At 71.6% G+C, this 26,219-nt stretch carries 19 protein-coding genes and 1 riboswitch; of the genes, 13 read left to right on the top strand and 6 right to left on the bottom strand.

What is annotated here, in order from left to right:
- Positions 1 to 35: 35 nt before the first annotated feature.
- Together ACIRR8_RS26920 and ACIRR8_RS26925 are read left to right on the top strand one after the other, a co-directional pair.
- Positions 36 to 1,586, top strand: coding sequence for an RNA polymerase sigma factor (locus tag ACIRR8_RS26920; protein WP_404069592.1), 1,551 nt, complete (start codon positions 36 to 38; stop codon positions 1,584 to 1,586).
- Positions 1,587 to 1,723: 137 nt separating this feature from the next.
- Positions 1,724 to 2,554, top strand: coding sequence for a serine protease (locus ACIRR8_RS26925; protein WP_404069594.1), 831 nt, complete (start codon positions 1,724 to 1,726; stop codon positions 2,552 to 2,554).
- A gap of 120 nt (positions 2,555 to 2,674) precedes the next feature.
- Here ACIRR8_RS26925 and ACIRR8_RS26930 read toward each other — a convergent pair whose 3' ends face one another.
- A complete protein-coding gene (locus tag ACIRR8_RS26930) occupies positions 2,675 to 2,905 on the bottom strand; it encodes a hypothetical protein (protein ID WP_018516290.1) in 231 nt (76 codons plus the stop codon).
- Positions 2,906 to 3,352: 447 nt separating this feature from the next.
- Here ACIRR8_RS26930 and ACIRR8_RS26935 point away from each other — a divergent pair, with 447 nt between their 5' ends.
- The 3 genes from ACIRR8_RS26935 (at position 3,353) to ACIRR8_RS26945 (ending at position 7,736) form a co-directional block, all read left to right on the top strand.
- Positions 3,353 to 5,479: a type IIA DNA topoisomerase subunit B gene (locus ACIRR8_RS26935; RefSeq protein WP_404069596.1), complete on the top strand. Its 2,127-nt coding sequence runs from the start codon at positions 3,353 to 3,355 to the stop codon at positions 5,477 to 5,479.
- A 218-nt stretch (positions 5,480 to 5,697) separates the two neighbouring features.
- A complete protein-coding gene (locus ACIRR8_RS26940) occupies positions 5,698 to 6,147 on the top strand; it encodes a DUF485 domain-containing protein (RefSeq protein WP_404069748.1) in 450 nt (149 codons plus the stop codon).
- The gene (locus tag ACIRR8_RS26945; protein WP_404069598.1) at positions 6,144 to 7,736 is read left to right on the top strand and encodes a cation acetate symporter; all 1,593 of its coding nucleotides are present in this window, start codon (positions 6,144 to 6,146) and stop codon (positions 7,734 to 7,736) included. Before ACIRR8_RS26940 ends, ACIRR8_RS26945 begins: the two co-directional genes overlap by 4 nt.
- Positions 7,737 to 7,746: 10 nt before the next feature.
- Here ACIRR8_RS26945 and ACIRR8_RS26950 read toward each other — a convergent pair whose 3' ends face one another.
- Together ACIRR8_RS26950 and ACIRR8_RS26955 are read right to left on the bottom strand one after the other, a co-directional pair.
- Positions 7,747 to 8,415: a response regulator gene (locus ACIRR8_RS26950; RefSeq protein WP_404069600.1), complete on the bottom strand. Its 669-nt coding sequence runs from the start codon at positions 8,413 to 8,415 to the stop codon at positions 7,747 to 7,749.
- Complete coding sequence (locus tag ACIRR8_RS26955) at positions 8,412 to 10,061, bottom strand: ATP-binding protein (protein ID WP_404069602.1); 1,650 nt, start codon at positions 10,059 to 10,061, stop codon at positions 8,412 to 8,414. Before ACIRR8_RS26955 ends, ACIRR8_RS26950 begins: the two co-directional genes overlap by 4 nt.
- A gap of 176 nt (positions 10,062 to 10,237) precedes the next feature.
- On the opposite strand from ACIRR8_RS26955, the gene ACIRR8_RS26960 reads away from it, so the two are divergent.
- Positions 10,238 to 11,257, top strand: coding sequence for a LacI family DNA-binding transcriptional regulator (locus ACIRR8_RS26960; RefSeq protein ID WP_015611931.1), 1,020 nt, complete (start codon positions 10,238 to 10,240; stop codon positions 11,255 to 11,257).
- A gap of 28 nt (positions 11,258 to 11,285) precedes the next feature.
- On the opposite strand, the gene ACIRR8_RS26965 is transcribed toward ACIRR8_RS26960, so the two are convergent.
- Positions 11,286 to 12,530 (bottom strand): citrate synthase, encoded by a 1,245-nt coding sequence (locus tag ACIRR8_RS26965; RefSeq protein WP_404069604.1) that lies wholly within the window; start codon positions 12,528 to 12,530, stop codon positions 11,286 to 11,288.
- Positions 12,531 to 12,641: 111 nt separating this feature from the next.
- On the opposite strand from ACIRR8_RS26965, the gene ACIRR8_RS26970 reads away from it, so the two are divergent.
- Both ACIRR8_RS26970 and ACIRR8_RS26975 read left to right on the top strand, forming a co-directional pair.
- On the top strand, positions 12,642 to 13,796 hold the full coding sequence (locus ACIRR8_RS26970) for a citrate/2-methylcitrate synthase (RefSeq protein WP_404069606.1): 1,155 nt from the start codon (positions 12,642 to 12,644) through the stop codon (positions 13,794 to 13,796).
- Between the two features lie 24 nt (positions 13,797 to 13,820).
- Entirely contained in the window at positions 13,821 to 14,954 is a 1,134-nt protein-coding gene (locus ACIRR8_RS26975) for a CobW family GTP-binding protein (RefSeq protein WP_404069608.1), read from the top strand.
- 110 nt (positions 14,955 to 15,064) lie between these two features.
- Here ACIRR8_RS26975 and ACIRR8_RS26980 read toward each other — a convergent pair whose 3' ends face one another.
- A complete protein-coding gene (locus tag ACIRR8_RS26980) occupies positions 15,065 to 17,518 on the bottom strand; it encodes a DNA topoisomerase (ATP-hydrolyzing) subunit A (protein ID WP_404069610.1) in 2,454 nt (817 codons plus the stop codon).
- 260 nt (positions 17,519 to 17,778) lie between these two features.
- Here ACIRR8_RS26980 and ACIRR8_RS26985 point away from each other — a divergent pair, with 260 nt between their 5' ends.
- The 4 genes from ACIRR8_RS26985 (at position 17,779) to ACIRR8_RS27000 (ending at position 22,705) form a co-directional block, all read left to right on the top strand.
- The gene (locus tag ACIRR8_RS26985; protein WP_404069612.1) at positions 17,779 to 19,134 is read left to right on the top strand and encodes a M16 family metallopeptidase; all 1,356 of its coding nucleotides are present in this window, start codon (positions 17,779 to 17,781) and stop codon (positions 19,132 to 19,134) included.
- 26 nt (positions 19,135 to 19,160) lie between these two features.
- Entirely contained in the window at positions 19,161 to 20,531 is a 1,371-nt protein-coding gene (locus ACIRR8_RS26990; protein ID WP_404069614.1) for a M16 family metallopeptidase, read from the top strand.
- Between the two features lie 224 nt (positions 20,532 to 20,755).
- Positions 20,756 to 20,924: riboswitch (cyclic di-AMP (ydaO/yuaA leader) on the top strand.
- Positions 20,925 to 20,938: 14 nt separating this feature from the next.
- Positions 20,939 to 21,775 (top strand): M23 family metallopeptidase, encoded by an 837-nt coding sequence (locus ACIRR8_RS26995; RefSeq protein ID WP_404069616.1) that lies wholly within the window; start codon positions 20,939 to 20,941, stop codon positions 21,773 to 21,775.
- Positions 21,776 to 21,997: 222 nt separating this feature from the next.
- On the top strand, positions 21,998 to 22,705 hold the full coding sequence (locus tag ACIRR8_RS27000) for a GntR family transcriptional regulator (protein WP_404069618.1): 708 nt from the start codon (positions 21,998 to 22,000) through the stop codon (positions 22,703 to 22,705).
- Positions 22,706 to 22,862: 157 nt separating this feature from the next.
- On the opposite strand, the gene ACIRR8_RS27005 is transcribed toward ACIRR8_RS27000, so the two are convergent.
- On the bottom strand, positions 22,863 to 23,144 hold the full coding sequence (locus tag ACIRR8_RS27005) for an HPr family phosphocarrier protein (RefSeq protein ID WP_274034029.1): 282 nt from the start codon (positions 23,142 to 23,144) through the stop codon (positions 22,863 to 22,865).
- A 159-nt stretch (positions 23,145 to 23,303) separates the two neighbouring features.
- Here ACIRR8_RS27005 and ACIRR8_RS27010 point away from each other — a divergent pair, with 159 nt between their 5' ends.
- Positions 23,304 to 26,198 carry a GNAT family N-acetyltransferase gene (locus ACIRR8_RS27010; protein WP_404069620.1) on the top strand — a complete coding sequence of 965 codons (2,895 nt, stop codon included), beginning with the start codon at positions 23,304 to 23,306 and terminating at the stop codon, positions 26,196 to 26,198.
- The last annotated feature ends 21 nt before the right edge of the window (positions 26,199 to 26,219 follow it).

Consider the following 26,219-nt stretch of genomic DNA (forward strand, 5'->3'; position numbering starts at 1 on the left):
CCGGAAGCCGTTTCCATCGTTCCGAGAGGTTGTTCGTGTCGGCCAGCACATCCCGTACGCTCCCGCCGGAGATCGCCGAGTCCGAGTCTGTGATGGCGCTCATCGAGCGGGGAAAGGCTGATGGGCAGATCGCCGGCGATGACGTGCGTCGGGCCTTCGAGGCTGACCAGATTCCGCCAACCCAGTGGAAGAACGTTCTGCGCAGCCTCAACCAGATCCTCGAGGAAGAGGGTGTGACGCTGATGGTCAGTGCCGCGGAGTCGCCGAAGCGCGCCCGCAAGAGCGTCGCAGCGAAGAGCCCGGTCAAGCGCACCGCCACCAAGACTGTCGCGGCGAAGACCACCGTGACGAGGACCGTCGCGGCCACCGCCGCCCCGGCGGCCGAGAGCGCGGACGCGGTGGCCGACGACGCCGTCGCGGCCGCCCCCGCGAAGAAGGCGGCAGCCAAGAAGACGGCTGCCAAGAAGACCGCCGTGAAGAAGACAGCGGCCAAGAAGACAGCGGCGAAGAAGTCCGGCAAGCAGGACGACGAGCTGCTCGACGGTGACGAGGCCGTCGAAGAGGTCAAGGCAGGCAAGGGCGGCGAGGAGGAGGAGGGCGAGGGCGAGAACAAGGGCTTCGTCCTCTCCGACGACGACGAGGACGACGCACCTGCCCAGCAGGTCGCCGTCGCCGGCGCCACCGCCGACCCGGTCAAGGACTACCTCAAGCAGATCGGCAAGGTTCCGCTCCTCAACGCCGAGCAGGAGGTCGAGCTCGCCAAGCGCATCGAGGCCGGTCTCTTCGCCGAGGACAAGCTCGCCAACGCCGACAAGCTCGCGCCGAAGCTCAAGCGCGAGCTGGAGATCATCGCCGAGGACGGCCGCCGCGCCAAGAACCACCTCCTGGAGGCCAACCTCCGCCTGGTGGTCTCCCTGGCCAAGCGCTACACCGGCCGCGGCATGCTCTTCCTGGACCTGATCCAGGAGGGCAACCTCGGTCTGATCCGCGCGGTCGAGAAGTTCGACTACACCAAGGGCTACAAGTTCTCCACGTACGCCACCTGGTGGATCCGTCAGGCGATCACCCGCGCCATGGCCGACCAGGCCCGCACCATCCGTATCCCGGTGCACATGGTCGAGGTCATCAACAAGCTCGCGCGCGTCCAGCGCCAGATGCTCCAGGACCTGGGCCGTGAGCCCACCCCGGAGGAGCTGGCCAAGGAGCTCGACATGACCCCGGAGAAGGTCATCGAGGTCCAGAAGTACGGTCGCGAGCCGATCTCGCTGCACACCCCGCTCGGCGAGGACGGCGACAGCGAGTTCGGTGACCTGATCGAGGACTCCGAGGCCGTCGTCCCGGCGGACGCGGTCAGCTTCACGCTCCTCCAGGAGCAGCTGCACTCGGTGCTCGACACGCTCTCCGAGCGTGAGGCCGGCGTGGTCTCGATGCGCTTCGGTCTCACCGACGGCCAGCCGAAGACGCTGGACGAGATCGGCAAGGTCTACGGCGTGACGCGTGAGCGCATCCGTCAGATCGAGTCGAAGACGATGTCGAAGCTCCGTCACCCGTCGCGTTCGCAGGTCCTGCGCGACTACCTGGACTAGAACACAGGGCGGAAGATTCACCGCCGGAGGGCCCGGATCGCAGGGGATCCGGGCCCTCCGGCGTGTCCGCGGGTGCGCAGGCGTACGGGCTGGATCACGCTGGGCGGACCGTTGCCACCTCAGTGTCAGGAGCCTTCATGCCCCGTCCCGTCGTCCGTACCCTGACCGGGTTCCTCGCCCTGACCGCCGCGGCCGCCGTGGCGCCGCTCGCGGCCCCGCTCCCGGCCGCCGCCGACAGCATCGTCGTCGGCGGACAGCCCGCCCCGGTGGCGGACAGCCCGTGGGCGGTGGCCCTGTCGAGCCGGGAGCGGTTCGGCGGAGCGCGCTCGGGCCAGTTCTGCGGCGGCGTCGCCGTGGCGCCCACGAAGATCCTGACGGTCGCCCACTGTCTGGGTGAAGAGGCCCTCGGCGGACCGGTGAGCCGGGTGCGGGACCTGCGCGTCATCGCCGGGCGGGACCGGCTGAGCGACACCGCCGGTCAGGAGATCCCGGTCCGGACGGTCTGGGTCAATCCGGCGTACGACCCCGACACCAACTCCGGAGACCTCGCGGTGCTGACCCTCTCCCGCGCGCTGCCGAGGAGCAGTGTCATCCCGATGGCGCGGGCCGGGGACGAGGCGTACCGGGCCGGGACGGGTGCGGCGGTCTACGGGTGGGGCGACACGACGGGAGCCGGTACGTACGCCTCCGTGCTGCGCTCCGCCCGGGTCCAGGTCCTGCCGGACGCCGAGTGTGCCCGGGCCTACCCGGGCGGCAGGGAGGGCACGTACGACGCCTCAGGGATGCTCTGTGCGGGCGATCCGAGGGGCGGGCGGGACGCGTGCCAGGGCGACAGCGGCGGGCCGCTGGTGGCCCGTGGGCGGCTCATCGGCCTGGTGTCCTGGGGGAGCGGCTGCGGGCGGGCGGGCAGCCCCGGGGTGTACACCCGGGTCTCGGCCGCCGTGAAGTGGGCCGAGGGCCGCATCTGAGCGGTCGAGCGGGTCGCCGAGGCCTGCCGGAGAACACGAGAACGGGCGGCACCCCCGGTGGGGAGTGCCGCCCGTCGGCCGGTCCTGGACCGGCCCCTGGCTCGTCGTGGATGCGAGGTGTCAGTGTTGGTCCTCGTCGGCGGTCGCCTGCACGGCGGTGAGCCGATCCGTCTCATCCTGTATTTCCGCGGCGATCTTCTTGAGTTCCGGCTCGAACTTGCGCCCGTGGTGGGCGCAGAAGAGCAGTTCACCGCCGCTGATCAGGACGACGCGCAGATAGGCCTGGGCGCCGCAACGGTCACAGCGGTCTGCTGCGGTCAGCGGGCTCGCGGGGGTCAGAACAGTAGTCACGTCGCCTCTTCTCTAGCTCGACGAGCTGTCGTACCAGGGTCAACATCCAACCAGGCCGAAAACGTTCCCGCTCGTGGCTTTTCTTCGAAACTTCTTCTCGGGATGGCTGTCAGTTGCCGGTTGGCGGCGAATGTGCCGTATGCGGAGCGCTACGGTTTCGCATTGCTTGTCTTGGGGGTGGGTCCCGCCGGCCGGCTTGCCGGTGTGTTCATGAGGACGTGCCCGGAGCCTAAATGGTTCATGCCTCGAAGGGAACGTGATGTGCACGTCACTCCGACGAATGATCGAACATCCATGCGAGCCCGGATGGTGCTCGTCTAGCATGAGGATTCCCCGAGGGTGGCGTTACAACCGCTCTACCAGGCCTCTGTAGGCTCTCAGCGGCAACCGAAGCCGACCGTGATACCCACCAAGGGCCCAGATGAAATTCAGCGAGGAGCGAACCGCGTGACCGCCGAAACGTCCGTGCCGTCCACCGCGATGCTGACCGCAGCAGGCGGCGACCGGGACAGCTCCAACTACACCGCGCGGCACCTTCTCGTCCTCGAGGGGCTTGAGGCGGTCCGCAAGCGCCCCGGTATGTACATCGGGTCCACCGACAGCCGTGGCCTCATGCACTGTCTCTGGGAGATCATCGACAACTCCGTCGACGAGGCCCTCGGCGGTCACTGCGACCAGATCGAGGTCATCCTCCACGACGACGCCTCCGTGGAGGTCCGGGACAACGGACGCGGCATCCCCGTGGACGTCGAGCCCAAGACCGGCCTCTCCGGCATCGAGGTCGTCATGACCAAGCTGCACGCCGGCGGCAAGTTCGGCGGTGGCTCCTACGCCGCCTCCGGCGGCCTCCACGGCGTCGGCGCCTCCGTGGTCAACGCCCTCTCCGCCCGCCTGGACGTCGAGGTCGACCGCAACAGCGCGACCCACTCCATCAGCTTCCGCCGCGGCGTCCCCGGCATGTTCACCGAGCAGGGCCCCGACAGCCCCTTCGACCCGGCCAACGGCCTTCGCAAGGGCAAGCGGGTCCCGAAGACCCGTACCGGTACCCGGGTCAGGTACTGGGCGGACCGGCAGATCTTCCTCAAGGACGCCAAGCTCAACCTGGAGACGCTCCACCAGCGGGCCCGCCAGACCGCCTTCCTCGTCCCGGGCCTCACCATCGTCGTCCGCGACGAGCGCGGTCTCGACGGCGAGGGCAAGACGGAGGAGACGTTCCGCTTCGACGGCGGCATCAGCGAGTTCTGCGAGTACCTGGCGCAGGACAAGGCCGTCTGCGACGTCCAGCGGCTGACCGGCACGGGCACCTTCAAGGAGACCGTCCCGGTCCTCGACGACCGCGGCCACATGACCGCGACCGAGGTCACCCGCGAACTCGGCGTCGACATCGCGCTGCGCTGGGGCACCGGTTACGACACCACCGTCCGCTCCTTCGTCAACATCATCGCCACCCCCAAGGGCGGCACCCACGTCAGCGGTTTCGAGCGCTCGCTGACCAAGACGGTGAACGAGGCGCTCCGCTCCCAGAAGCTGCTCCGGGTCGCCGAGGACGACGTGGTGAAGGACGACGCCCTCGAAGGGCTCACCGCCGTCGTCACCGTACGGCTGGCGGAGCCGCAGTTCGAGGGGCAGACCAAGGAGGTGCTCGGCACCTCCGCGGCCAACCGGATCGTCGCCGCCGTGGTCGCCAAGGAGCTGAAGGCGTTCCTGACCTCCACCAAGCGGGACGCCAAGGCGCAGGCCCGCGCGGTCCTGGAGAAGGCCGTCGCCGCCGCCCGTACGCGGATCGCGGCGCGCCAGCACAAGGACGCCCAGCGCCGCAAGACCGCGCTGGAGTCCTCCTCGCTGCCGGCCAAGCTCGCCGACTGCCGCAGCGACGACGTGGAGCGCAGCGAGCTCTTCATCGTCGAGGGCGACTCGGCGCTCGGCACCGCCAAGCTGGCGCGGAACAGCGAGTTCCAGGCGCTGCTGCCGATCCGCGGCAAGATCCTCAACGTCCAGAAGTCGTCCGTCTCGGACATGCTGAAGAACGCCGAGTGCGGCGCCATCATCCAGGTCATAGGAGCCGGGTCCGGCCGGACCTTCGACATCGACGCCGCGCGGTACGGCAAGGTCATCATGATGACCGACGCCGATGTGGACGGCTCCCACATCCGTACGCTGCTGCTGACCCTCTTCCAGCGCTACATGCGCCCGATGGTCGAGGCCGGACGGGTCTTCGCCGCCGTGCCGCCGCTGCACCGGATCGAGCTGGTCCAGCCGAAGAAGGGCCAGGACAAGTACGTCTACACGTACTCGGACAACGAGCTGCGCCAGACGCTGCTGGAGTTCCAGCGCAAGAACGTGCGCATCAAGGAGTCCATCCAGCGCTACAAGGGCCTCGGTGAGATGGACGCCGACCAGCTGGCCGAGACCACGATGGACCCGCGCCACCGCACGCTGCGCCGGATCAACATCGGGGACCTGGAATCCTCCGAGCAGGTCTTCGACCTCCTGATGGGCAACGAGGTCGCGCCCCGCAAGGAGTTCATCACCAGCTCGGCGGCGACCCTGGACCGCTCGCGCATCGACGCGTAGGGAAGCCCTACCGGCTCGTCGCGGCCCCCGCCCTCCCGGACCACCGGGTGGGGGGGGGCCGCCCGCGTTCAAGGTCTCTGTCACCTGAAGAGGTGAATTCGGGCGAATGACGCACCCGGGGTCCTCCTCCACCACCCATCGTGGGCCACGCGGCCGAAAAGGTCCGTGGACAAGGGAGTTGCTCGGTGGAGAAGGATGCAGGGCCGGCCGTCGCGGGAGTGCGGCCCGACGACCCGTGGTACGAGGCGTCGGCCGCGGGCTGGGACGAGGCGGAAGGCGCGGCGGACGGCCTGCCCGGCCCCGGAGAACCCCGGCCCAGCGCGGCCGAGATCTACCTGGAGGTGCACCGGAGCGAGGCCTTCCGTGAGGTGCGCCGCCGCTACCGCCGCTTCGTGGCGCCCGCCGCGCTCGCCTTCCTCCTCTGGTACCTCGCGTACGTCGTCGCGGCCACCACCGCGCCCGCGCTGATGGCCCGACCGGTCGTCGGAGCGGTCAACGTGGCGATGGTGGCGGGCCTCGGCCAGTTCCTCACCACCTTCCTGCTGACCTGGGCGTACGCCCGTCACGCGCGGCTGCGCAGGGACCGGGCGGCGCTCGATCTGCGATGGGACACACAGGAGTTGACGCGAGGCGCCGCCCAGCAGGCGACGGGAGGGCGGGGACGTTGAGAGGCGACCACCAGACACTCGCCCTGCTGCTGTTCTGCGCGTTCATCGCGGTGACGCTCTTCATCACCACCTGGGTCAGCCGCAACCGGCAGGGCTCCGCGGAGGAGTTCTACGCCGGCGGACGCCTCTTCTCGCCGATGGAGAACGGATTCGCCATCGCCGGCGACTACATGTCCGCCGCCTCCTTCCTCGGCATCTCCGGGCTGATCGCGCTCTTCGGCTACGACGGCATGCTCTACTCGGTCGGCTTCCTGGTCGCCTGGCTGGTGGTCCTGCTGCTGGTCGCCGAACTCGTCCGCAACTGCGGCCGGTACACCCTCGCCGACGTGGTCGCCGCCCGGATGGCCGAGCGCCCGGTCCGCACCGCGCTCGGCACCTCTTCCGTCACCGTCTCCGTGCTCTACCTGGTCGCCCAGATGGTCGGCGCGGGCTCCCTGGTGGCCCTGCTGCTCGGCGGGACGAGCGAGGCGGCCCGGACGTGGACCGTGGTCGGCGTCGGCGCGCTGATGGTCATCTACGTCTCCTTCGGCGGGATGCGCGCCACCACCTGGATCCAGATCGTCAAGGCCGTACTGCTGATGGGCGGGGCCGTCGCGCTCACGGTGCTCGTCCTGGTCCACTTCCGCGGTGACGTCAACAGCCTGCTGAACACCGCCGCGGAACGCAGCGGCCACGGCAAGGACTTCCTCGCACCCGGCCTGCGCTACGGCGGCGACTGGACCGCGCGCTTCGACTTCATCAGCCTCGGTGTGGCCCTCGTCCTCGGCACGGCGGGGCTGCCGCACATCCTGGCGCGCTTCTACACCGTGCCCACCGCCCGCGCCGCGCGCCGGTCCGTCGTCTGGTCCATCGGCCTCATCGGCAGCTTCTACCTGATGACGATCGTGCTCGGCTTCGGCGCCGCCGCCCTGGTCGGCTCCGCCGAGGTCCGCTCCTCGAACGGCGCCGGCAACACCGCCGTACCGCTGCTGGCCCTCGACCTCGGCGGCGGTGAGGGGTCCACCGGCGGAACGGTTCTCTTCGCCCTTGTCGCCGCGATCGCCTTCGCCACGATCCTCGCCGTCGTCGCGGGCATCACGCTGGCCTCCTCGGCCTCCGTCGCCCATGACCTCTACGCCTCGCTCCGGCGTCCGGGCCGCAAGCAGTACGGCGAAGTGGCCGTCGCCCGGGTCGCCGCCGCCGCCATCGGCGCGGTCGCCATCGCACTCGGCCTCCTCGCGCAGAACCTCAACGTGGCCTTCCTCGTCGGCCTCGCCTTCGCCGTGGCCGCGTCGGCCAACCTGCCGGCGCTGCTCTACTCGCTGTTCTGGCGGAACTTCACGACCCGGGGAGCCGTTTGGGCGGTGTACGGAGGCCTCGTCCCGGCCGTCGCCCTGGTCCTGGTCTCACCCGTCGTCTCGGGCAGCCGGGCGTCGCTCTTTCCGGGCGTCGACTTCCAGCTCTTCCCGCTGGAGAACCCGGGGCTGGTCTCGATCCCGCTCGGCTTCCTGGCGGGCTGGCTCGGCACGGTCACCTCGCGCGAGGAGCCGGACGAGGCCAAGCACGCCGAGAGCGAGGTCCGGGCGCTGACGGGGGCGGGAGCGGCGTAGGCGAGGACCTTCAGGCCCAGGCGTACCGGTGCTCCGGGCGGCCCGTCTCGCCGTACCGCAGTGTCAACCGGACCTTCCCCGTCCGCTCCAGCAGCTTCAGATAGCGCTGCGCCGTCTGCCGGCTCATCCCCGCGCTCTCCGCGACCTCCTGTGCGGAGAGCGGGCCGTCCGCGTCGCGCAGCGCCCGCCGGACCAGTTCGGCGGTGGTGGGGGAGTGGCCCTTGGGCAGCTCCGGCTCGCCCGCCGCCCATAGAGCGCCGAAGATCCGGTCCACCTCCGCCTGCTCGGCCTGGCCGCCGCCGTCGAGGGTCCGGCGCAGCGCCGCGTACGCCTCCAGCTTCGAGCGGAGACCGGCGTACGTGAACGGCTTCACCAGGTACTGGAGCGCGCCGTGCCGCATCGCGTCCTGCACGGTCGCCACATCACGGGCGGCGGTCACCATGATCACGTCCACCTGGCGGCCCAGTCGGCGCAGCTCCCGTACGACGGCGAGACCGTTGCGGTCCGGGAGGTAGTGGTCCAGCAGGATCAGGTCCACCGGCACCTCCTCGACCACGGCCAGCGCCTGCGCCGCCGAGTGGGCCTGCGCGGCCACCCGGAATCCGGCGACCTTGGCGACGTACGCGGCGTTGATCCCCGCCACCCGCACGTCGTCGTCCACGATCAGGACCTGGATCACCGTTCGCCTCCCGTCGTGGGGCCCGCCGCGCCGAGCGCCTCCGGCAGGACCACCGTGAAGACCGCGCCGCCGCCGTCGGCCCCGGCGACGGTCACGCCGCCGCCCTGGCGCTCCGCGAGCCGCCGGACCAGCGGCAGCCCGAGACCCCGCTTGCCGTGGGCCGGAACGTCCTTGGTGGACCAGCCCTCGGTGAAGATCGAGCCGTACCGCTCCGGTGCGATCCCGGGGCCGCTGTCGCTCACCCGCAGCACCACCGTACGGCCCTCGGCCCGCAGCCCGACCTCGATCCGGGCGTCCGCCGACCCGGCCGCCGCGTCCGTGGCGTTGTCGACCAGGTTGCCGACCACGGTGACCAGGCCGCGCGGATCCACCACCCGGTCCGGCAGCAGCGTGCCCGGCGCCAGCCGCAGCGAGACACCGCGCTCGGCGGCGACCGTCGCCTTGCCGACGAGCAGCGCCGCCAGCAGCGGGTCCCGGACCTTCTCGGTGACCTGCTCCGCCGTCGCCCGGTGGACGCCCACCACCTCCGTGACGAACTCCATGGCGTCCTCGTGCATCTCCAGCTCCAGCAGCCCCAAAAGGGTGTGGAGCCGGTTGGCGTGCTCGTGGTCCTGCGCGCGCAGCGCATCGATCAGGCCGGTGGTGGAGTCCAGCTCGCGGCCGAGGTGTTCCAGCTCGGTCCGGTCGCGCAGGGTCACCACCGCCCCGCCGTCGTCCGTCTCCATCCGGTTGGCCAGCAGGACCCGGCCGCCCTGGACCGCCAGCAAGTCCTCGCCCACCACCCGGCCCGCCAGCACATCCGCCGTCCTGCCGCCGTCCAGCATCTCCTCCAGCGGCCGGCCCGCCGCCTCGGGGCCGAGCCCCAGCAGCCGCTGCGCCTCGTCGTTGAGCAGCCGGATCCGGCCCGTCCCGTCGAGCGCGACGACCCCTTCGCGGATGGAGTGCAGCATCGCCTCACGCTCGGTCAGCAGCGCCGAGATGTCGGAGAACGCCAGGTCATGGGTCTGCCGCTGGAGCCGGCGGGAGATGAGGTACGCGGCGAGCGCGCCGACGGCCAGGGCGGTTCCGGCGTACGCGAGGAGCCCCGGGATCGCGCCGAGGAGGCGGGCGCGCACGCTGTCGTACTCGATCCCGACCGAGACCGCGCCGACCACCTCCGACGAGCCGGAGGTCTCGCGCAACGGCACCTTGCCCCGCGCCGAGCGGCCGAGCGTCCCGCTGTCGATCTCCATGACCTCCCGCCCGCGCAGCGCGTCCCCTGGGTCGGTGGAGACCACCTCGCCGATCCGGTCCGCCTCCGGGTGCGACCAGCGCACGCCCCGGCGGTCCAGCACGACGACGTACTCCGCGCCGGTGGCCCGCCTGATCTTCTCGGCGGCGGCTTGTACGGGGCCGAGCGCGGACGGCTCCGTGGTGCGCAGGTCTTCCGCGATGCCGGGCTGGGCGGCCGTGCTCTGCGCGACGGCCAGCGCGCGGCGCATGGCCTCGTCGTCGAGCTGGGCGCTGAGAGGAGCCAGGAACAGGCCGGTGACCAGCACGGTGACGCCCGTGATGATGGCCAGCTGCATCAGCAGCACCTGGGAGAAGACCCGCTGCGGCCAGCCGAACCGGCGCGGCGCCCGGCTGGAGAGGGGTGCGGCGTTCATCGTAGAGACGGTAAGGGGCATGGCGACCGGGTGGAAATCCGCTGGGTTCGCCGGGCCGTTCCCCTTGCCTGGCGGCGCGGCTTCTGTGAGCGTTCTCGTACGGGCGTTCTGGGAGCGTTGCGGGGAGTTCGTCAGTAGCGCAATCTGCTTGCTTTTCTTGCGCTAATCTTGCGCTTATGACGCGACGACTTGCTCAAGTGGCCCAGAAGGTGGGAGTCAGCGAGGCGACGGTCAGCCGGGTGCTGAACGGTAAGCCGGGCGTCTCCGACGCCACCCGGCAGGCCGTGCTGTCCGCGCTGGACGTCCTCGGCTACGAGCGGCCCACGCAGCTGCGGGGAGAGCGGGCCCGGCTGGTCGGGCTCGTCCTGCCCGAGCTGCAGAACCCGATCTTCCCGGCCTTCGCCGAAGTGGTCGGCGGCGCGCTCGCGCAACAAGGGCTGACCCCGGTGCTCTGCACGCAGACCAAGGGTGGCGTCTCGGAGGCCGACTACGTGGAGCTCCTGCTCCAGCAGCAGGTCTCCGGCGTGGTCTTCGCGGGCGGCCTGTACCACCAGGAGGACGCCCCGCACGACCACTACAAGGTGCTCGCCGACCGCAAGATCCCGGTCGTCCTGATCAACGCGGCCATCGACCGGCTCGGTTTCCCGGGCGTCTCCTGCGACGACTCGGTCGCCGTCGAGCAGGCCTGGCGCCACCTCGTCTCGCTCGGCCACGAGCGCATCGGCCTGGTCCTCGGCCCCTCCGACCACGTGCCCTCGCAGCGCAAGCTCGCCGCCGCCCGCGTGCTCGCGGAGGAGACCGGCACGAGCATCCCCGACGAGTGGGTGGCGCGGGCGATGTTCTCGCTGGAGGGCGGGCAGGCCGCCGCCATGCGGCTGCTGGAGCGCGGCGTCACCGGCATCATCTGCGCCAGCGACCCGCTCGCTCTGGGCGCGGTCCGGGCCGCCCGCCGCCGAGGACTCTCGGTCCCCGACGACGTATCGGTCGTGGGCTACGACGACTCGGCGTTCATGAACTGCACCGAGCCGCCGCTGACCACCGTCCGCCAGCCCATCGAGGCCATGGGGCGCGCGGCGGTGGAGCTGCTCTCGGTGCAGATCGGCGGCCGGACCGTGCCCTCCGACGAGCTGCTCTTCGAGCCCGAGCTGGTGGTGCGCGGATCCACGGCTCAGCCGCCGCGCGAGAATTCCCTCTGATCCGTAGCTAATTTGCAGTGGCCCGTACCTAGGGGGTGGGCCGGGGCCCGGTGTACTGCCCGCTCGGCCGGATCCGCAGCGGGCGCTCCCCGTACTCCTCCAGCGCGTGGGCGATCCAGCCCGCCGTGCGCGAGATGGCGAACACCGTCTCACCCGCCTCCGCCGCCATCCCGCAGCCCACGGAGAGGACGGCGAGCGCCAGGTCGATGTTGGCGTGCAGCGGCGCCTGGCGGGCCGTCGTGGCGACCACCTCCCGGGCCGCCGTCAGCGCTCCGGCCGCCTGCGGCACGTCCTCCAGCAGCGCGAACAGGGTGCGGGCCCGGGGGTCCTCGCCCCGGTAGAGCCGGTGGCCCAGCCCCGGCACCCGGCGCCCGGTCCGCAGGTGGTCGGCGACGACCGGGACCGCGCTGCCCCGGTCCACGGCCTCCTGGAGCATGCGGTGGGCCAGTCCGCTGGCGGCCCCGTGCAGCGGACCCTCCAGGACCCCGAGGCCGGCGGAGACCACGGCGTACGGATGGGCGTGCGCCGAGGCGGCGACCCGGGCGGCCAGGGTGGAGGCCGCGAGGTCATGGTCGATCAGGAGAGCCAGCGCGGTGTCCAGGACGGCGAGGGCTGGGGCGTCGGCGGGCGACGAGGTCAGCCGTGGCCAGAGCTGCCGGGCCAAGGGGCCTTCCTCGGCCTCCGGCGCGCCGAGCAGCGGCAACGCGCCCACCAGCGTCGGGATCAGGCTCCGCGCACTGCTCAGCACCGCCCCGGTCGCCAGGTCGAACCGCAGCGGATCCGTCACCGCCGCGGCCACCACCGCCACCCGCAGCCGGTCCGTCGGCCCGCTGTGCACGGGCAGCGCGCCGACCGCCCGGCGAGCCGCCGCCAGGGTCCCGGAAGGCGCCTCGAACCGCGCGCCCGGCCGCAGCTCACCGGTCCACACCCACTCCGCGACCTCCTCGTAGCTGTGGTTCCGGGCCAGCTCCGTGGCGTCGACCCCGCGGAAGAAGTACCGGTCCTCCTCGATGAGCGTGATGCCGGTACGGAACACGAGGTCGCCGCCGGCCGGTGACGGATCGCGCCGCCCCGAGCGCCGGGCCAGCGCCCGCACCTCCTCGGCGTCGAACGTGCTGCCTCGGCCCCCGGCCGCCCGCACACTGCTGAGCTGGCCCCGGCTGACGTACGCGTACACCGTCTCGGCCTTCACCCCGAGCAGCTCGGCCGCCTCGCGGGTGGTCAGCCGTGGTGCGTCCGGAGGGACGGCGCCGGGCTCTGATTGATCCGTCATGGAGGCCACCGTATCCACTCCGCCTGAACATTGACTCAATCAATATTGACGGATCTACAGTCAAGCATGAACAGTTGAATCAATGTTGCATGCACGGAGGAGAGACCGGCCATGACCACCACCCCTGTCGCCCCCGCCGTCCCGCGCGGCCTCGCCGGAGTCGTCGTCACCGACACCGCACTCGGCGATGTCCGCGGCCGCGAGGGCTTCTACCACTACCGCCAGTACGCGGCGATCGACCTCGCGCAGACCCGGAGCTTCGAGGACGTCTGGTACCTGATGTTCCACGGCGAACTGCCCGGCCGGGCAGCGGCCGCCGACTTCACCGCCCGCACGGCGAGGCTGCGCACGATCCCCGCCGACGTGACCGAGGCCCTGCCCGCCATCGCCCGCGCGGGCGCCGTCTCCGGACCGCTCGCCGGACTCCGTACGGCCCTGTCACTGCTCGGCGCCTCCGCCGGATTCCGCCCGGTCTACGATCTCGACGCCGACAGCCGCCGCGACGACGCGCTCGCCGCCTGCGCCGCCGTACCCACGATCCTCACCGCGCTCCAGCGCCTCGGCGAGGGCCTCGAACCCGTCGAGCCCCGCGCGGACCTGCCGTACGCGGCCAACTACCTCTACATGCTCACCGGCACCGAGCCGGAGCCCGACCGGGTCCGGGCCGTCGAGCGGTACCTGATCTCCACCATCGACCACGGCTTCAACGCCTCCACCTTCACCGGCCGCGTCGTCGCCTCCACCGGCGCCGACCTCGCCGCCTGCCTGGTCGCCGCCGTCGGCGCGCTCTCCGGACCGCTGCACGGCGGAGCGCCCAGCCGCGCGCTGGACACCCTGGACGCCATCGGCACCCCGGACCGCATCGACGGCTGGATCCGCGAGCAGGTCCTCTCCGGCCGCCGCATCATGGGCTTCGGCCACCCCGTCTACCGCACCGAGGACCCGCGCTCCCGGATGCTCAAGTCCATCGCGCAGGGCTTCGGCGGGCCGCTCGTGGACTTCGCCGTGGAGGTCGAACGGCAGGTGGAGGCGATCCTCGCCGAGCTCAAGCCGGGGCGGGAGCTGCACACCAACGTGGAGTTCTACGCCGGGGTCGTCATGGAGCTCTGCGGGCTGCAGCGCGCGATGTTCACGCCCACCTTCGCCGCGGCGCGGGTGATCGGCTGGAGCGCCAATATCCTGGAGCAGGCGGAGGACTCGAAGATCATTCGCCCGGCGGCCCGCTACATCGGCACACCTGCCCCGCAGCCGGTCCCCGCACCCTGACCGCCCCACCCAGGAAGGCCCCCGTTGACCCCGCCCCGCACCCAGCAGATCCCGGTCGTCGTCCTGGCGGGCTTTCTCGGCTCCGGCAAGACCACGCTCCTGAACCACCTCCTCCGCAACCGCGCGGGCACCCGGATCGGCGTGATCGTCAACGACTTCGGGTCCATCGAGATCGACGCCATGACGGTCGCGGGGCAGGTCGGCTCGACGGTCTCCCTGGGCAACGGCTGCCTGTGCTGCGCGGTCGACGCGAGCGAACTGGACACCTTCCTGGAGACGCTCACCCGCCCCTCCGCCCGCCTGGACGTGATCGTCATCGAGGCGAGCGGTCTCGCCGAACCCCAGGAGCTCGTACGGATGCTGCTGGCCAGTGAGAACCCGCACATCCTGTACGGGGGACTGGTCGAGGTCGTCGACGCCGCCGAGTTCGACGGGGTCCGGGAGCGCCACCCGGAGATCGACCGCCACCTCGCCGTCGCGGACCTCGTCGTCCTGAACAAGACCGACCGGGTGGCGGAGGCCGAGCAGCAGCGGCTGCGCACGGCGGTCGCGGAGCTGAGCGCGCCCGCCGCCGTGATCTCCGCCGTGCACGGACGGATCGACCCCGAGCTGCTCTTCGATCCGGCGCTGCGGCCGGACGGCGAGGAGAGGATCCGCCAGCTCACCTTCGAGGACCTGCTGCGGGAGGAGGCCGGTGACGGGCACGCCGACCACCTCCACGCGGCCTACGAGAGCGTCGAGTTCACCTCAAACGTCCCCATGGACCCGCGCCGCTTCATCGCGTTCCTCGACTCACGGCCCGAAGGCCTGTACCGGATCAAGGGGTTCGCGGACTTCGGCGTGGGCGACCGGGACAACCGGTACGCGCTGCACGCGGTCGGCCGGTTCCTGCGCTTCGTACCGCAGCCGTGGGCGCGGGACGAACAGCGGCTCACCCAGCTCGTCATGATCGGCGCCGGCATCGACGCCGAGGCGCTGCGGACCGGCCTCGCCGCCTGCCGCGCGGAGCCGGTGCAGAGCGCGGACCCGGCGCGGGCCTCCGACGACGACGGCTCCGAAACCCCGGACGCCGAACGCGCCATGTGGGGCGTGCTCCGGTACGTACGACAGGAGCCGGAACCCGAGGAGGTACGGGAGGAAGCGGCCGCGGAGGCGTGACACCTCCGGGCCGCTTCCCACCGTACGGAGAGGCCTGGGGCCCGTCGTCAGACTGCCGCCTGCCGGGCGACGACGGCAGTTTGACGACACCCCTGAGTTCGACGACACCCCTAGAGCGGCGGTCCCGCGATCACGGACACCTTCTCCAGCAGCGGTGTGCCCGAACCGTCCCGCCGCGGGTCCGGCTCCGGCAGCTTCGCCGGGGTGCCGTTCTGCTGCGCGGCCCGGGCCGGGGTGGGACCCGCCCAGGCGAAGACCAGCACGTCCTCACCCTTCAGGAACCGCTGGCAGCGCACGCCGCCGGTCGCCCGGCCCTTGCGCGGATACTGGTCGAACGGCGTGAGCTTCGACGTCAGCACCGAGTCGTCCAGCGTCCCGTGCGAACCGGCCACCGTGAACACGATCGCGTCCGCCGCCGGGTCCACCGCCGTGAACGACAGCACCTCGGCCCCGGCCGCCAGCTTGACGCCCGCCATGCCTCCGGCGGCCCGCCCCTGCGGCCGCACCGAGGCCGCCGGATAGCGCAGCAACTGCGCGTCGGAGGTGATGAAGACCAGGTCCTCCTCGCCCGTACGCAACTCGGTCGCGCCCACGACGCGGTCACCGTCCTTCAGGGCGATGACCTCCAACTCGTCCTTGTTGGCCGGATAGTCCGGCACGACGCGCTTCACCACACCCTGGAGCGTCCCGATCGCCAGCCCCGGCGACCCCTCGTCGAGCGTGGTCAGGCAGATCAGCTCCTCGTCCGCCTCCAGCGTGAGGAACTCCGAAATCATCGCCCCGCCCGACAGGTTGGGCTCCGCGTGGGTGTCCGGCAGCTGCGGCAGATCGATCACCGAGAGCCGCAGCAGCCGCCCGGTGGAGGTCACCGCGCCCACATCGCCGCGCGCCGTCGCCGCGACCGCCGAGACGATCACGTCGTGCTTCGACCGCCGGGCGTCCTCGGAGATCTCCACCGGCTCCGCGTTGGCCGTACGGGCCAGCAGACCCGTCGACGAGAGCAGCACCCGGCAGGGGTCGTCCGCGACCTCCAGCGGTACGGAGGCGATCTGCGCACCCGCCGACTCCAGCAGCACCGTGCGCCGGTCCGTGCCGAACTTCTTCGCCACCGCGGCCAGCTCCGTGGAGACCAGCTTCCGCAGCTCCGCGTCCGACTCCAGGATCGCCGTCAGCGCCTCGATCTCGCCGTTGAGCTTGTCGCGTTCGCTCTCCAGCTCGATCCGGTCGAAGCGGGTGAGCCGGCGCAGCGGGGTGTCCAGGATGTACTGCGTCTGGATCTCGCTCAGCGAGAAGTGCGCCATCAGGCGCTCCTTCGCCTGCGCCGAGTTGTCGCTGTCCCGGATGATCCGGATGACCTCGTCGATGTCGAGCAGGGCGACGATCAGACCTTCGACCAGGTGCAGCCGGTCGCGGCGCTTGGTGCGGCGGAACTCGCTGCGCCGGCGCACCACCTCGAAGCGGTGGTCGAGATAGACCTCCAGCAGCTCCTTGAGGCCGAGTGTGAGGGGCTGGCCGTCGACCAGCGCCACGTTGTTGATGCCGAAGGACTCCTCCATCGGCGTCAGCTTGTAGAGCTGCTCCAGCACCGCTTCCGGCACGAAGCCGTTCTTCACCTCGATGACCAGGCGCAGGCCGTGCGCGCGGTCGGTGAGGTCCTTGACGTCGGCGATGCCCTGGAGCTTCTTCGCCGAGACCAGGTCCTTGATCTTGGCGATCACCTTCTCCGGGCCGACGGTGAAGGGCAGTTCGGTGACGACGAGACCCTTGCGGCGGGCCGTCACGTTCTCCACGGCGACGGAGGCGCGGATCTTGAACGTGCCGCGGCCGTTGGTGTACGCGTCCTTGATGCCGCCCAGGCCGACGATCCGGCCGCCGGTCGGCAGGTCGGGGCCGGGGACGAAACGCATCAGCGTCTCGATGTCGGCGCCCGGATGCTTGATCAGGTGGCGGGCGGCGGCGATGACCTCGCCCAGGTTGTGCGGGGGCATGTTGGTCGCCATGCCGACCGCGATCCCGGAGACGCCGTTGACCAGGAGGTTGGGGTAGGCGGCCGGGAGGACGACCGGCTCGCGCTCCTGGCCGTCGTAGTTCGACTGGAAGTCGACCGTGTCCTCGTCGATCGCCTCCGTCATCAGCGAAGTGGCGTCGGCCATCCGGCACTCGGTGTACCGCATGGCGGCCGGCGGGTCGTCGTTGCCGAGCGAGCCGAAGTTGCCGTGGCCGTCGACGAGCGGCAGCCGCATCGAGAAGGGCTGCGCCATCCGCACCAGGGCGTCGTAGATCGACGCGTCACCGTGGGGGTGCAGCTTGCCCATGACCTCACCGACGACGCGCGCGCACTTCACATAGCCGCGGTCGGGGCGCAGTCCCATCTCGTTCATCTGGGACACGATGCGCCGGTGCACCGGCTTCATGCCGTCGCGGGCGTCGGGCAGGGCCCTGGAGTAGATCACCGAGTACGCGTACTCCAGGAAGGAGCCCTGCATTTCGTCGACGACGTCGATGTCGAGGATCTTCTCCTCGAAGTCGTCCGGCGGCGGGGTCTTCGTGCTACGGCGGGCCATCGCGGCTGCGACTCCTTCTCGGATTCACGGATTCTGATCGGACAACCTGGGGTACTGATGCGGACCATTGTGGACCTCCGCACTGACAACGCGGACCTTGACCCGTCCGAAGCCGTCCCGGGCGGCACGGCCGGGGACACCATCGATGGAAACTTCCGCGGAACGGGAACTTCGCCAGGTGCCGGTGCGCTTGCTTAGAGTGGCAGGTCTGGCAGGAAGTACCGGTCAGGAAGTCCAGTATCGCGATCGAAGGGACGTACATGCCCATGGGTCACACGGCCACCGCACAGGCTGGCTCCGGCGGCCTGACAGCGACCGAGCACCGCCTGGCCAACGGCCTGCGTGTGGTGCTCTCCGAGGACCATCTGACCCCGGTCGCCGCGGTCTGCCTCTGGTACGACGTCGGCTCGCGCCACGAGGTCAAGGGACGCACCGGCCTGGCTCACCTCTTCGAGCACCTGATGTTCCAGGGCTCGGGCCAGGTCAAGGGGAACGGCCACTTCGAGCTCGTCCAGGGGGCCGGCGGCTCGCTCAACGGGACGACCAGCTTCGAGCGGACCAACTACTTCGAGACCATGCCCACCCACCAGGTGGAGCTGGCCCTCTGGCTGGAGGCCGACCGCATGGGCTCCCTCCTCGCCGCGCTCGACGAGGAGTCCATGGAGAACCAGCGCGACGTCGTCAAGAACGAACGGCGCCAGCGCTACGACAACGTGCCCTACGGCACCGCGTTCGAGAAGCTCACCGCCCTCTCCTACCCCGAGGGCCACCCCTACCACCACACCCCGATCGGCTCCATGGCCGACCTGGACGCGGCCACGCTGGAGGACGCCCGCGCGTTCTTCCGTACGTACTACGCGCCCAACAACGCGGTGCTGTCGATCGTCGGGGACATCGACCCGGAGCAGACCCTCGCCTGGGTCGAGAAGTACTTCGGCTCCATCCCGTCCCACGACGGCAAGCAGCCGCCGCGCGACGGCACCCTGCCCGAGATCATCGGCGAGCAGCTGCGCGAAGTGGTCCACGAGGAGGTCCCGGCGCGTGCGCTGATGGCCGCCTACCGCCTCCCGCACGACGGCACCCGCGCCTGTGACGCGGCCGACCTGGCGCTCACCGTGCTCGGCGGCGGCGAGTCCTCGCGGCTGCACAACCGCCTGGTCCGCCGCGACCGTACGGCGGTGGCGGCGGGCTTCGGCCTGCTGCGGCTCGCCGGCGCGCCCTCGCTGGGCTGGCTGGACGTGAAGACCTCCGGCGGGGTCGAGGTGGAGACGATCGAAACCGCCGTCGACGAGGAGCTGGCCCGGTTCGCCGAGGAGGGCCCCACACCGGAGGAAATGGAGCGCGCGCAGGCCCAGTTGGAGCGCGAGTGGCTGGACCGGCTGGGGACGGTCGCGGGCCGCGCCGACGAACTGTGCCGTTACGCGGTGCTGTTCGGCGACCCGCAGCTCGCCCTGACCGCCGTGGGACGCGTCCTCGACATCACCGCGGACGAGGTGCGCGAGGCGGCAGCGGCGGCCCTGCGCCCCGACAACCGGGCGGTGCTGGTCTACGAGCCCATCGAGCCGTCCGAGGACGCCGAAGAGGCCACCGACGCGCCCGAGGGGGCGGACAAGTGAGCGACGCCGCCGTGACTGGAGTAGCCATGGAGTACCACCCGCAGCCGACCCCGGGCACCGCCCGGCCGTGGGCCTTCCCCGCACCCGAGCGCGGCGCCCTGCCCAACGGGCTGACCGTGCTGCGCTGCCACCGACCCGGCCAGCAGGTCGTGGCCGTGGAGATCTTCCTGGACGCACCGCTGGACGCCGAGCCCGAGGGCCTGGACGGCGTGGCCACGATCATGTCGCGCGCGCTCTCCGAAGGCACCGACAAGCACAGCGCCGAGGAGTTCGCCGCAGAGCTGGAGCGGTGCGGAGCCACCCTGGACGCGCACGCCGACCACCCGGGAGTCCGGGTCTCCCTGGAGGTCCCGGCCTCCCGGCTGGCCAAGGCGCTCGGCCTGGTCGCCGAGGCCCTGCGCGCCCCGGCCTTCGCCGAGAGCGAGATCGAGCGGCTCGTCGGCAACCGCCTCGACGAGATCCCGCACGAGAAGGCCAACCCGTCCCGGCGCGCGGCCAAGCAGCTCTCCAAGGAGCTGTTCCCGGCCACCGCCCGGATGTCCCGCCCGCGCCTGGGCACCGAGGAGACCGTGCGGCGGATCGACGCCGCCGCCGTGCGCGCCTTCTTCGACGCCCACATCCGCCCGGCCACCGCGACGGCCGTCATCGTCGGCGACCTCACCGGCATCGACCTGGACGCGCTGCTCGCCGACACCCTCGGCGACTGGTCCGGCAACACGGCCCAGGCCCGCCCGGTCGCGCCGATCACCGCCGACGACGCCGGCCGCGTGGTCATCGTGGACCGTCCCGGCGCCGTCCAGACCCAGCTGCTGATCGGCCGCATCGGCGCCGACCGCCACGAGCGCGTCTGGCCGGCCCAGGTGCTCGGCACGTACTGCCTGGGCGGCACGCTCACCTCCCGGCTGGACCGGGTGCTGCGCGAGGAGAAGGGCTACACCTACGGGGTACGCGCCTTCACCCAGGTCCTGCGCTCGACCGGGCCCGACTCGGGCGGCGCGGCGATGCTCGCCATCAGCGGTTCGGTTGACACCGAGTCCACCGGCCCGGCGCTGGAGGACCTCTGGAAAGTCCTGCGGACGCTGGCCGCCGAAGGGCTGACCGACGCCGAGCGCGAGACGGCCGTGCAGAACCTGGTGGGCGTCGCCCCGCTGAAGTTCGAGACGGCCGCCTCGGTCGCGAGCACGCTGGCCGACCAGGTCGAGCAGCACCTGCCCGACGACTACCAGGCCCAGCTGTACGCCCGCCTCGCCGAGACGGGCACCGTGGAGGCGACCGCTGCCGTGGTCAACGCCTTCCCGGTGGACCGGCTGGTCACGGTCCTCGTCGGCGACGCGGCACAGATCGCGGAGCCGGTGAAGGCGCTCGGCATCGGAGAGGTGACCGTCGTCAGCGGCTGACACACCGTCGGCACACACCAGGACGGAGAGAACCCCAGCGAGGAGTAATTCGCCGGGGTTCTCCCTTTTGTCCGCTTGGTTCCTTTCTTCATGTCTTGCTGAAGTAAATCCCTCTACGCCCTGTGGGATGCGCGACAAATCCCCCTGTCCGTTTGGTGACGGACGGCCGCCTTGTCTAGCGTCGGCCCGGCTGTCCGTCACCCGTATGCCGCATCCGCGGCGCCGGGCAGCCATCGCCGAGTCCCCGTCAGGCGCGAGCCTGGGGAGCCGGGGACCCACACGCAGTCCCTGGGGTGAATCGGAACCCCGTGCCGCGAACCGGCGCGGAGCTCCGTAGGAGACCTTCCTGCTCCGAACCCGTCAGCTAACCCGGTAGGCGAGAAGGAAGGAAAGGATCAAGCACCTCCATGGCGTTCACCCGTGCCACCGGGAAGCACCGTGCCCCGAGCCGCCTGAAGCGCCGCGGCGCTCATGTCGCCGGCGTCGCGGCCCTGACCACGACCGGTGTCCTCGGCGCCCTGGCCTCCCCGGCCGCCGCAGCCGACTCCGAGACCCCGAAGGCCGCCGAGACCGGACTCACCCAGGCCATCGCCCTCGACGCCACGATCGCCGAGCAGATCGAGGCCCAGGCGCAGGCGCAGCACCGGCAGGCCGAAGCCGTCGCGAAGGCGAAGGCCAAGGCGGCCGCCGAAGCCAAGGCCAAGGCGGCGAAGGCCAAGGCGAAGGCCGAGAAGGCCAAGGCCAAGGCGGAGGCCCAGCGCAAGGCCGAGGCCCGCGCCGAGGAGATCCGAGAGGAGGAGGCCCGCGCGGCCCGCGCCGCCGAGCGTGCCCGCCTCAACGCCTTCCACCTCCCGGTCGCCGGCTCCTACGTCACCACCGGCTACAAGTCCGGCGGTGCGCTCTGGTCCTCCGGCAGCCACTCCGGCGTGGACTTCCGCGCCGCCTCGGGCAGCTCCGTCGTCGCGGTCGGCGCCGGCACGGTCGTCGAGGCCGGCTGGGGCGGCGCGTACGGCAACAACATCGTGCTCCGGATGACCGACGGCACGTACACCCAGTACGGTCACCTCTCCTCGATCGGCGTCTCCGTCGGCCAGTCGGTCACCTCCGGCCAGCAGATCGGCCTCTCCGGCTCCACCGGCAACTCCACCGGGCCGCACCTCCACTTCGAGGCCCGCACCACCGCGGAGTACGGCTCCGACATGGACCCGGTCGGCTACCTGCGCTCGCACGGCGTCAACGTCTGACCCGACCGCGTACCACCGCTCCTCCCGAAGGCCCCGGCTTCCCGCCGGGGCCTTCGGCCGTGCGCCGGGAATGCCCGGACCGATCCCCTCCGCCCCCGACCTTTGGCCAGAAGATATCCATCAATTCGGGCCTGCCATCGGAAATTGCGGAAGATTGCCTTAGAGTCACGGAACAGGCGTCGGCCGGCCGCGTTTCGCGGGGATGAAGGCGGAGGTTCGGACATGCGCATTCCCGCGCATTCGGTATGCACGGCAATCCGTGACGACATCGTCTCCGGTGTCTACGAGCGCGGCAGCCGCCTCACCGAGGAGCTGCTGGCCCGCCGGTACGGGGTCTCCCGCGTCCCGGTCCGCGAGGCGCTGCGCACCCTGGAGTCCGAAGGCTTCGTCACCACCCGCAGGCACGCCGGGGCCTGTGTCGCCGAGCCCACCGAGCAGGAGGCCGCCGACCTGCTGGAGGTGCGGATGCTCCTGGAGCCGCTCGGCGCCGCCCGCGCGGCCCAGCGCCGCACGGAGGCCCACCTCAAGGTGCTCCGCGGCCTGGTCAGGCTGGGCCAGGAGCGGGCCCGCCGCGGTGAGGGCGAGGATCTGCGGTCACTGGGCGGCTGGTTCCACGAGACCCTGGCCCAGGCCTCCGGCAGCCCCGGCCTGATCGCCCTGCTCACCCAGCTCCGGTACAAGATCGCCTGGATGTACGCCGTCGAGCAGCCGGCCCGCCCGGTCGACTCCTGGGCCGAGCACGGAGCCATCGTGGACGCGGTGGCGCGCGGCGACGCGGAACGGGCCAGGGCGCTCACCGCCCTGCACGCGGAGCGGGCCGCCGGCGCGCACCGGCTGCGCCGACCGGACAGGCCCGGCCGTCGGGCGGCGCCACCGCCACGCGTGAGTTCTTCGCAACACGGCGTAAACATCGCGGGTGCCCGTCATTAACAAGCGCGCCGTATACAAAGAGAAGCAATTTCCGAGGGCTCTATTCACGCTGCCCGAAATCGTTTTTCATCGCCTCGGGACAACGAAAGAGCCGTGGTTCTCCCGGAGGGAGAAACCACGGCTCAGGTCCGTTACCGTCGAACGGTCCCGGAATGGGTCAGACGGTCTCGGGAAGCTCTTCGAGCCCCTCGGCGACCAGCTTCGCCAGACGGTCCAGGGCGGCCTCGGCGTCGTCCGCGTCGGACGCGAGCACGATCTCCTCGCCACCCTGCGCACCCAGACCCAGCACCGCGAGCATCGAGGCGGCGTTGACCGGGTCGCCGTCGGCCTTGGCGATCGTCACCGGGACGCCGGAAGCCGTGGCGGCACGGACGAAGATGGAAGCGGGGCGGGCGTGCAGGCCCTCGGCCCAACCGACGTTTACGCGGCGCTCAGCCATGGTTCTGCCCTTCACATATCAACGGTTGTCTAGACCAGTCTCTCATGCGGTGCGTACTGCTGTGCCCGGCCTCTCCTCCCACCGGCAGGCCCCGGCCGTCCTCAGACTGCCCCGGTACCGATCCCTCCGCGACCGGGAGACCGGCCGTAGGCTTTGCCCATGGAGCCCACGCCGGAACAGAGTCCGCATCACGCGTACCCCGACCACTGGGAAGCGGACGTGGTGCTCCGTGACGGTGGCACCGCGCGCATCAGGCCGATCACCACGGACGACGCCGAACGGCTGGTCAGCTTCTACGAGCAGGTGTCCGACGAGTCGAAGTACTACCGGTTCTTCGCCCCGTACCCGCGCCTTTCCGACCGGGACGTGCACCGCTTCACCCATCACGACTACGTCGACCGGGTGGGGCTGGCCGTCACGACCGGCGGCGAGTTCATCGGAACCGTCCGCTACGACCGCATCAACGACCAGGGCCGCCCCGCCTCCGCGCCCGCCGACGAGGCCGAGGTCGCCTTCCTCGTCCAGGACGCCCACCAGGGCCGCGGAGTCGCTTCGGCGCTGCTCGAACACATCGCCGCCGTCGCCCGCGAGCGCGGTATCCGGCGCTTCGCCGCCGAGGTGCTGCCCGCCAACAACAAGATGATCAAGGTGTTCCGGGACGCCGGCTACACCCAGCAGCGCAGCTTCGAGGACGGCTCCGTCCACCTCACCCTCGACCTCGAACCCACCGAGAAGTCCCTCGCCGTCCAGCGCGGCCGCGAACAGCGCGCCGAGGCCCGCTCGGTCCAGCGCCTCCTCGCGCCCGGCTCCGTCGCGGTCATCGGCACCGGCCGCACACCCGGGGGAGTGGGCCGCACGGTCCTCCGCAACCTCCTCGCCGCCGGCTTCACCGGCCGTACGTACGCCGTGAACCGCGCCTTCGACGAGGGCCTCACCACGCTCGACGGCGTCCCCGCGCACCGCTCGCTCGGCGAGATCGACGAGCAGGTCGACCTCGCCGTCATCGCCGTCCCCGCCCACCGCGTCCCCGAGGCCGTCGCCGACTGCGGCGAGCACGGCGTCCAAGGACTCGTCGTCCTCTCCGCCGGCTACGCCGAACAGGGCTCCGCCGGCCGTGAGCTCCAGCGCGAACTGGTCCGCCAGGCCCGCTCGTACGGAATGCGGATCATCGGCCCCAACGCCTTCGGCATCATCAACACCGCCGAGTCCGTCCGGCTGAACGCCTCCCTCGCCCCCGAGTCGCCCGCCCGCGGCTCGATCGGCCTCTTCACCCAGTCCGGCGCCATCGGCATCGCCCTCCTCTCCGGCCTCCACCGCCGGGGCGCGGGCCTCTCCTCGTTCATCTCGGCCGGTAACCGGGCCGACGTCTCCGGCAACGACTTCCTCCAGTACTCCTTCGAGGACCAGGACACCGACGTCGCCCTCCTCTACCTCGAATCGCTCGGCAACCCGCGCAAGTTCACCCGCCTCGCCCGCCGCACCGGCGCCGTCAAGCCCGTCGTCGTCGTGAAGGGCGCCCGGCACAGCGGCACCAACCCGCCCGGCCACGCCGTCCCCGTCAGCCGCATCCCCGACGCCACCGTCTCCGCCCTGATGCGGCAGGCGGGCGTCATCCGGGTCGACACGGTGACCGAGATGGTCGACGCCGGGCTCCTCCTGGCCGGCCAGCCGCTCCCGGCCGGACCCCGGGTCGCGATCCTCGGCAACTCCGAATCGCTCGGCCTCCTCACGTACGACGCCTGCCTCGCCGAAGGGCTCCGCCCGCGCCCGCCGGTGGACCTCACCACGGGCGCCTCGCCGCAGGACTTCCGGGACGCGCTGGCCGAGGCGCTGGCCGACGGGACCTGCGACGCCGTGATCGTCACCGCCATCCCGTGGGTCGGCGAGAACGGCGAGGCCGAGACCGGCGACGGCGAGGTGCTGGCCGCAGCGCTGCGCGGCGCGGCCGCCGGCGGACCGGCCAAGCCCGTCGCCGTCGTCCACGTGGAGATCGGCGGCCTCGCCGAAGCCCTCGCCGCCGCGAGCAGTACGGCCGCACCCCGTACCCGGCCCACCACGCTCGCCGCCCAGCCCTCCGGCCCGCCCGCTCCCACGGAGAACGCACCTCAAGAAGCCGCAGAAGCCGCAGGAGCCGAACGAACCGCAGGAGCCGAAGAAGCCGAGCCCCCCGCCCCAGCCGGCCGCATCCCCGCCTATCCCGCCGCCGAACGTGCCGTACGCGCGATGGCCGAAGCCGTGAAGTACGCGCAGTGGCGGCGCCAGGCGGCCACCCCCGGCAAGGTGCCCGAGTTCCTGGACGAGACCACCGACGAGCCCGGCGCCGCCGCCCTGATCGACACCCTCCTCGGCGCCACCCCCGACCCGCGCGGCCGCCCCCTCACCCACGACGAGGCCCGCGAGCTGCTCGGCCGCTACGGCATCCCCGTACGCCCCACCCTCCCCGCCCCGGACCCCGATGCGGCGGTGGCGGCAGCCGCCCGCCTCGGCTACCCGGTGGCACTCAAGACCACCGCGCCGCACCTGCGCCACCGCGCCGACCTCGGCGGCGTCCGGCTCGACCTCGCCGACGAGGACGCGCTGCGCCGGGCGTACGGAGAGTTCACCGAGCTCCTCGGCAAGCCCGCCGAACTCCTCCCGGTCGTCCAGTCCATGGCCCCGCGCGGCGTGGACACCGTCGTACGGGCCTCCATCGACGCCGCCGCCGGGGCGATCCTCTCCTTCGGCCTCGCGGGCGCCCCCTCCGAGCTCCTCGGCGACACCGCGCACCGGCTGGTCCCGGCCACCGACCGCGACGCCGCCGAGCTGATCCGGTCCATCAAGGCGGCCCCGGTCCTCTTCGGCTGGCGCGGCTCGGCCCCCGTCGACACCCCGGCCCTGGAGGAGCTGCTGCTGAGGCTCTCCCGGCTGGTCGACGACCATCCCGAAGTGGTCTCCGTGGCACTGGAACCGGTGGTCGTGGCGCCTCACGGCCTCACCGTCCTCGGCGCAGGCGTCCGCCTCGCCCCGCCGCCCCCGCGCGGCGACCTCGGCCCGCGCCGCCTCCCGAACTACTGACAGGTCCCAGGCAGCCACCGG

The organism is Streptomyces sp. NPDC101178 (assembly GCF_044767965.1).
Lineage (GTDB): Bacteria > Actinomycetota > Actinomycetes > Streptomycetales > Streptomycetaceae > Streptomyces.

What these genes read in the sequence shown, in the direction of transcription:
- ACIRR8_RS26925 (WP_404069594.1), top strand. Translation starts at nt 1,724, where the DNA reads ATGCCCCGTCCCGTCGTCCGTACCCTGACCGGGTTCCTCGCCCTGACC.
- ACIRR8_RS26955 (WP_404069602.1), bottom strand. Translation starts at nt 10,061, where the DNA reads ATGAACGCCGCACCCCTCTCCAGCCGGGCGCCGCGCCGGTTCGGCTGG.
- ACIRR8_RS26960 (WP_015611931.1), top strand. Translation starts at nt 10,238, where the DNA reads ATGACGCGACGACTTGCTCAAGTGGCCCAGAAGGTGGGAGTCAGCGAG.
- ACIRR8_RS26965 (WP_404069604.1), bottom strand. Translation starts at nt 12,530, where the DNA reads ATGACGGATCAATCAGAGCCCGGCGCCGTCCCTCCGGACGCACCACGG.
- ACIRR8_RS26970 (WP_404069606.1), top strand. Translation starts at nt 12,642, where the DNA reads ATGACCACCACCCCTGTCGCCCCCGCCGTCCCGCGCGGCCTCGCCGGA.
- ACIRR8_RS26980 (WP_404069610.1), bottom strand. Translation starts at nt 17,518, where the DNA reads ATGGCCCGCCGTAGCACGAAGACCCCGCCGCCGGACGACTTCGAGGAG.
- ACIRR8_RS26985 (WP_404069612.1), top strand. Translation starts at nt 17,779, where the DNA reads ATGCCCATGGGTCACACGGCCACCGCACAGGCTGGCTCCGGCGGCCTG.
- ACIRR8_RS26990 (WP_404069614.1), top strand. Translation starts at nt 19,161, where the DNA reads ATGGAGTACCACCCGCAGCCGACCCCGGGCACCGCCCGGCCGTGGGCC.
- ACIRR8_RS26995 (WP_404069616.1), top strand. Translation starts at nt 20,939, where the DNA reads ATGGCGTTCACCCGTGCCACCGGGAAGCACCGTGCCCCGAGCCGCCTG.
- ACIRR8_RS27000 (WP_404069618.1), top strand. Translation starts at nt 21,998, where the DNA reads ATGCGCATTCCCGCGCATTCGGTATGCACGGCAATCCGTGACGACATC.
- ACIRR8_RS27005 (WP_274034029.1), bottom strand. Translation starts at nt 23,144, where the DNA reads ATGGCTGAGCGCCGCGTAAACGTCGGTTGGGCCGAGGGCCTGCACGCC.
- ACIRR8_RS27010 (WP_404069620.1), top strand. Translation starts at nt 23,304, where the DNA reads ATGGAGCCCACGCCGGAACAGAGTCCGCATCACGCGTACCCCGACCAC.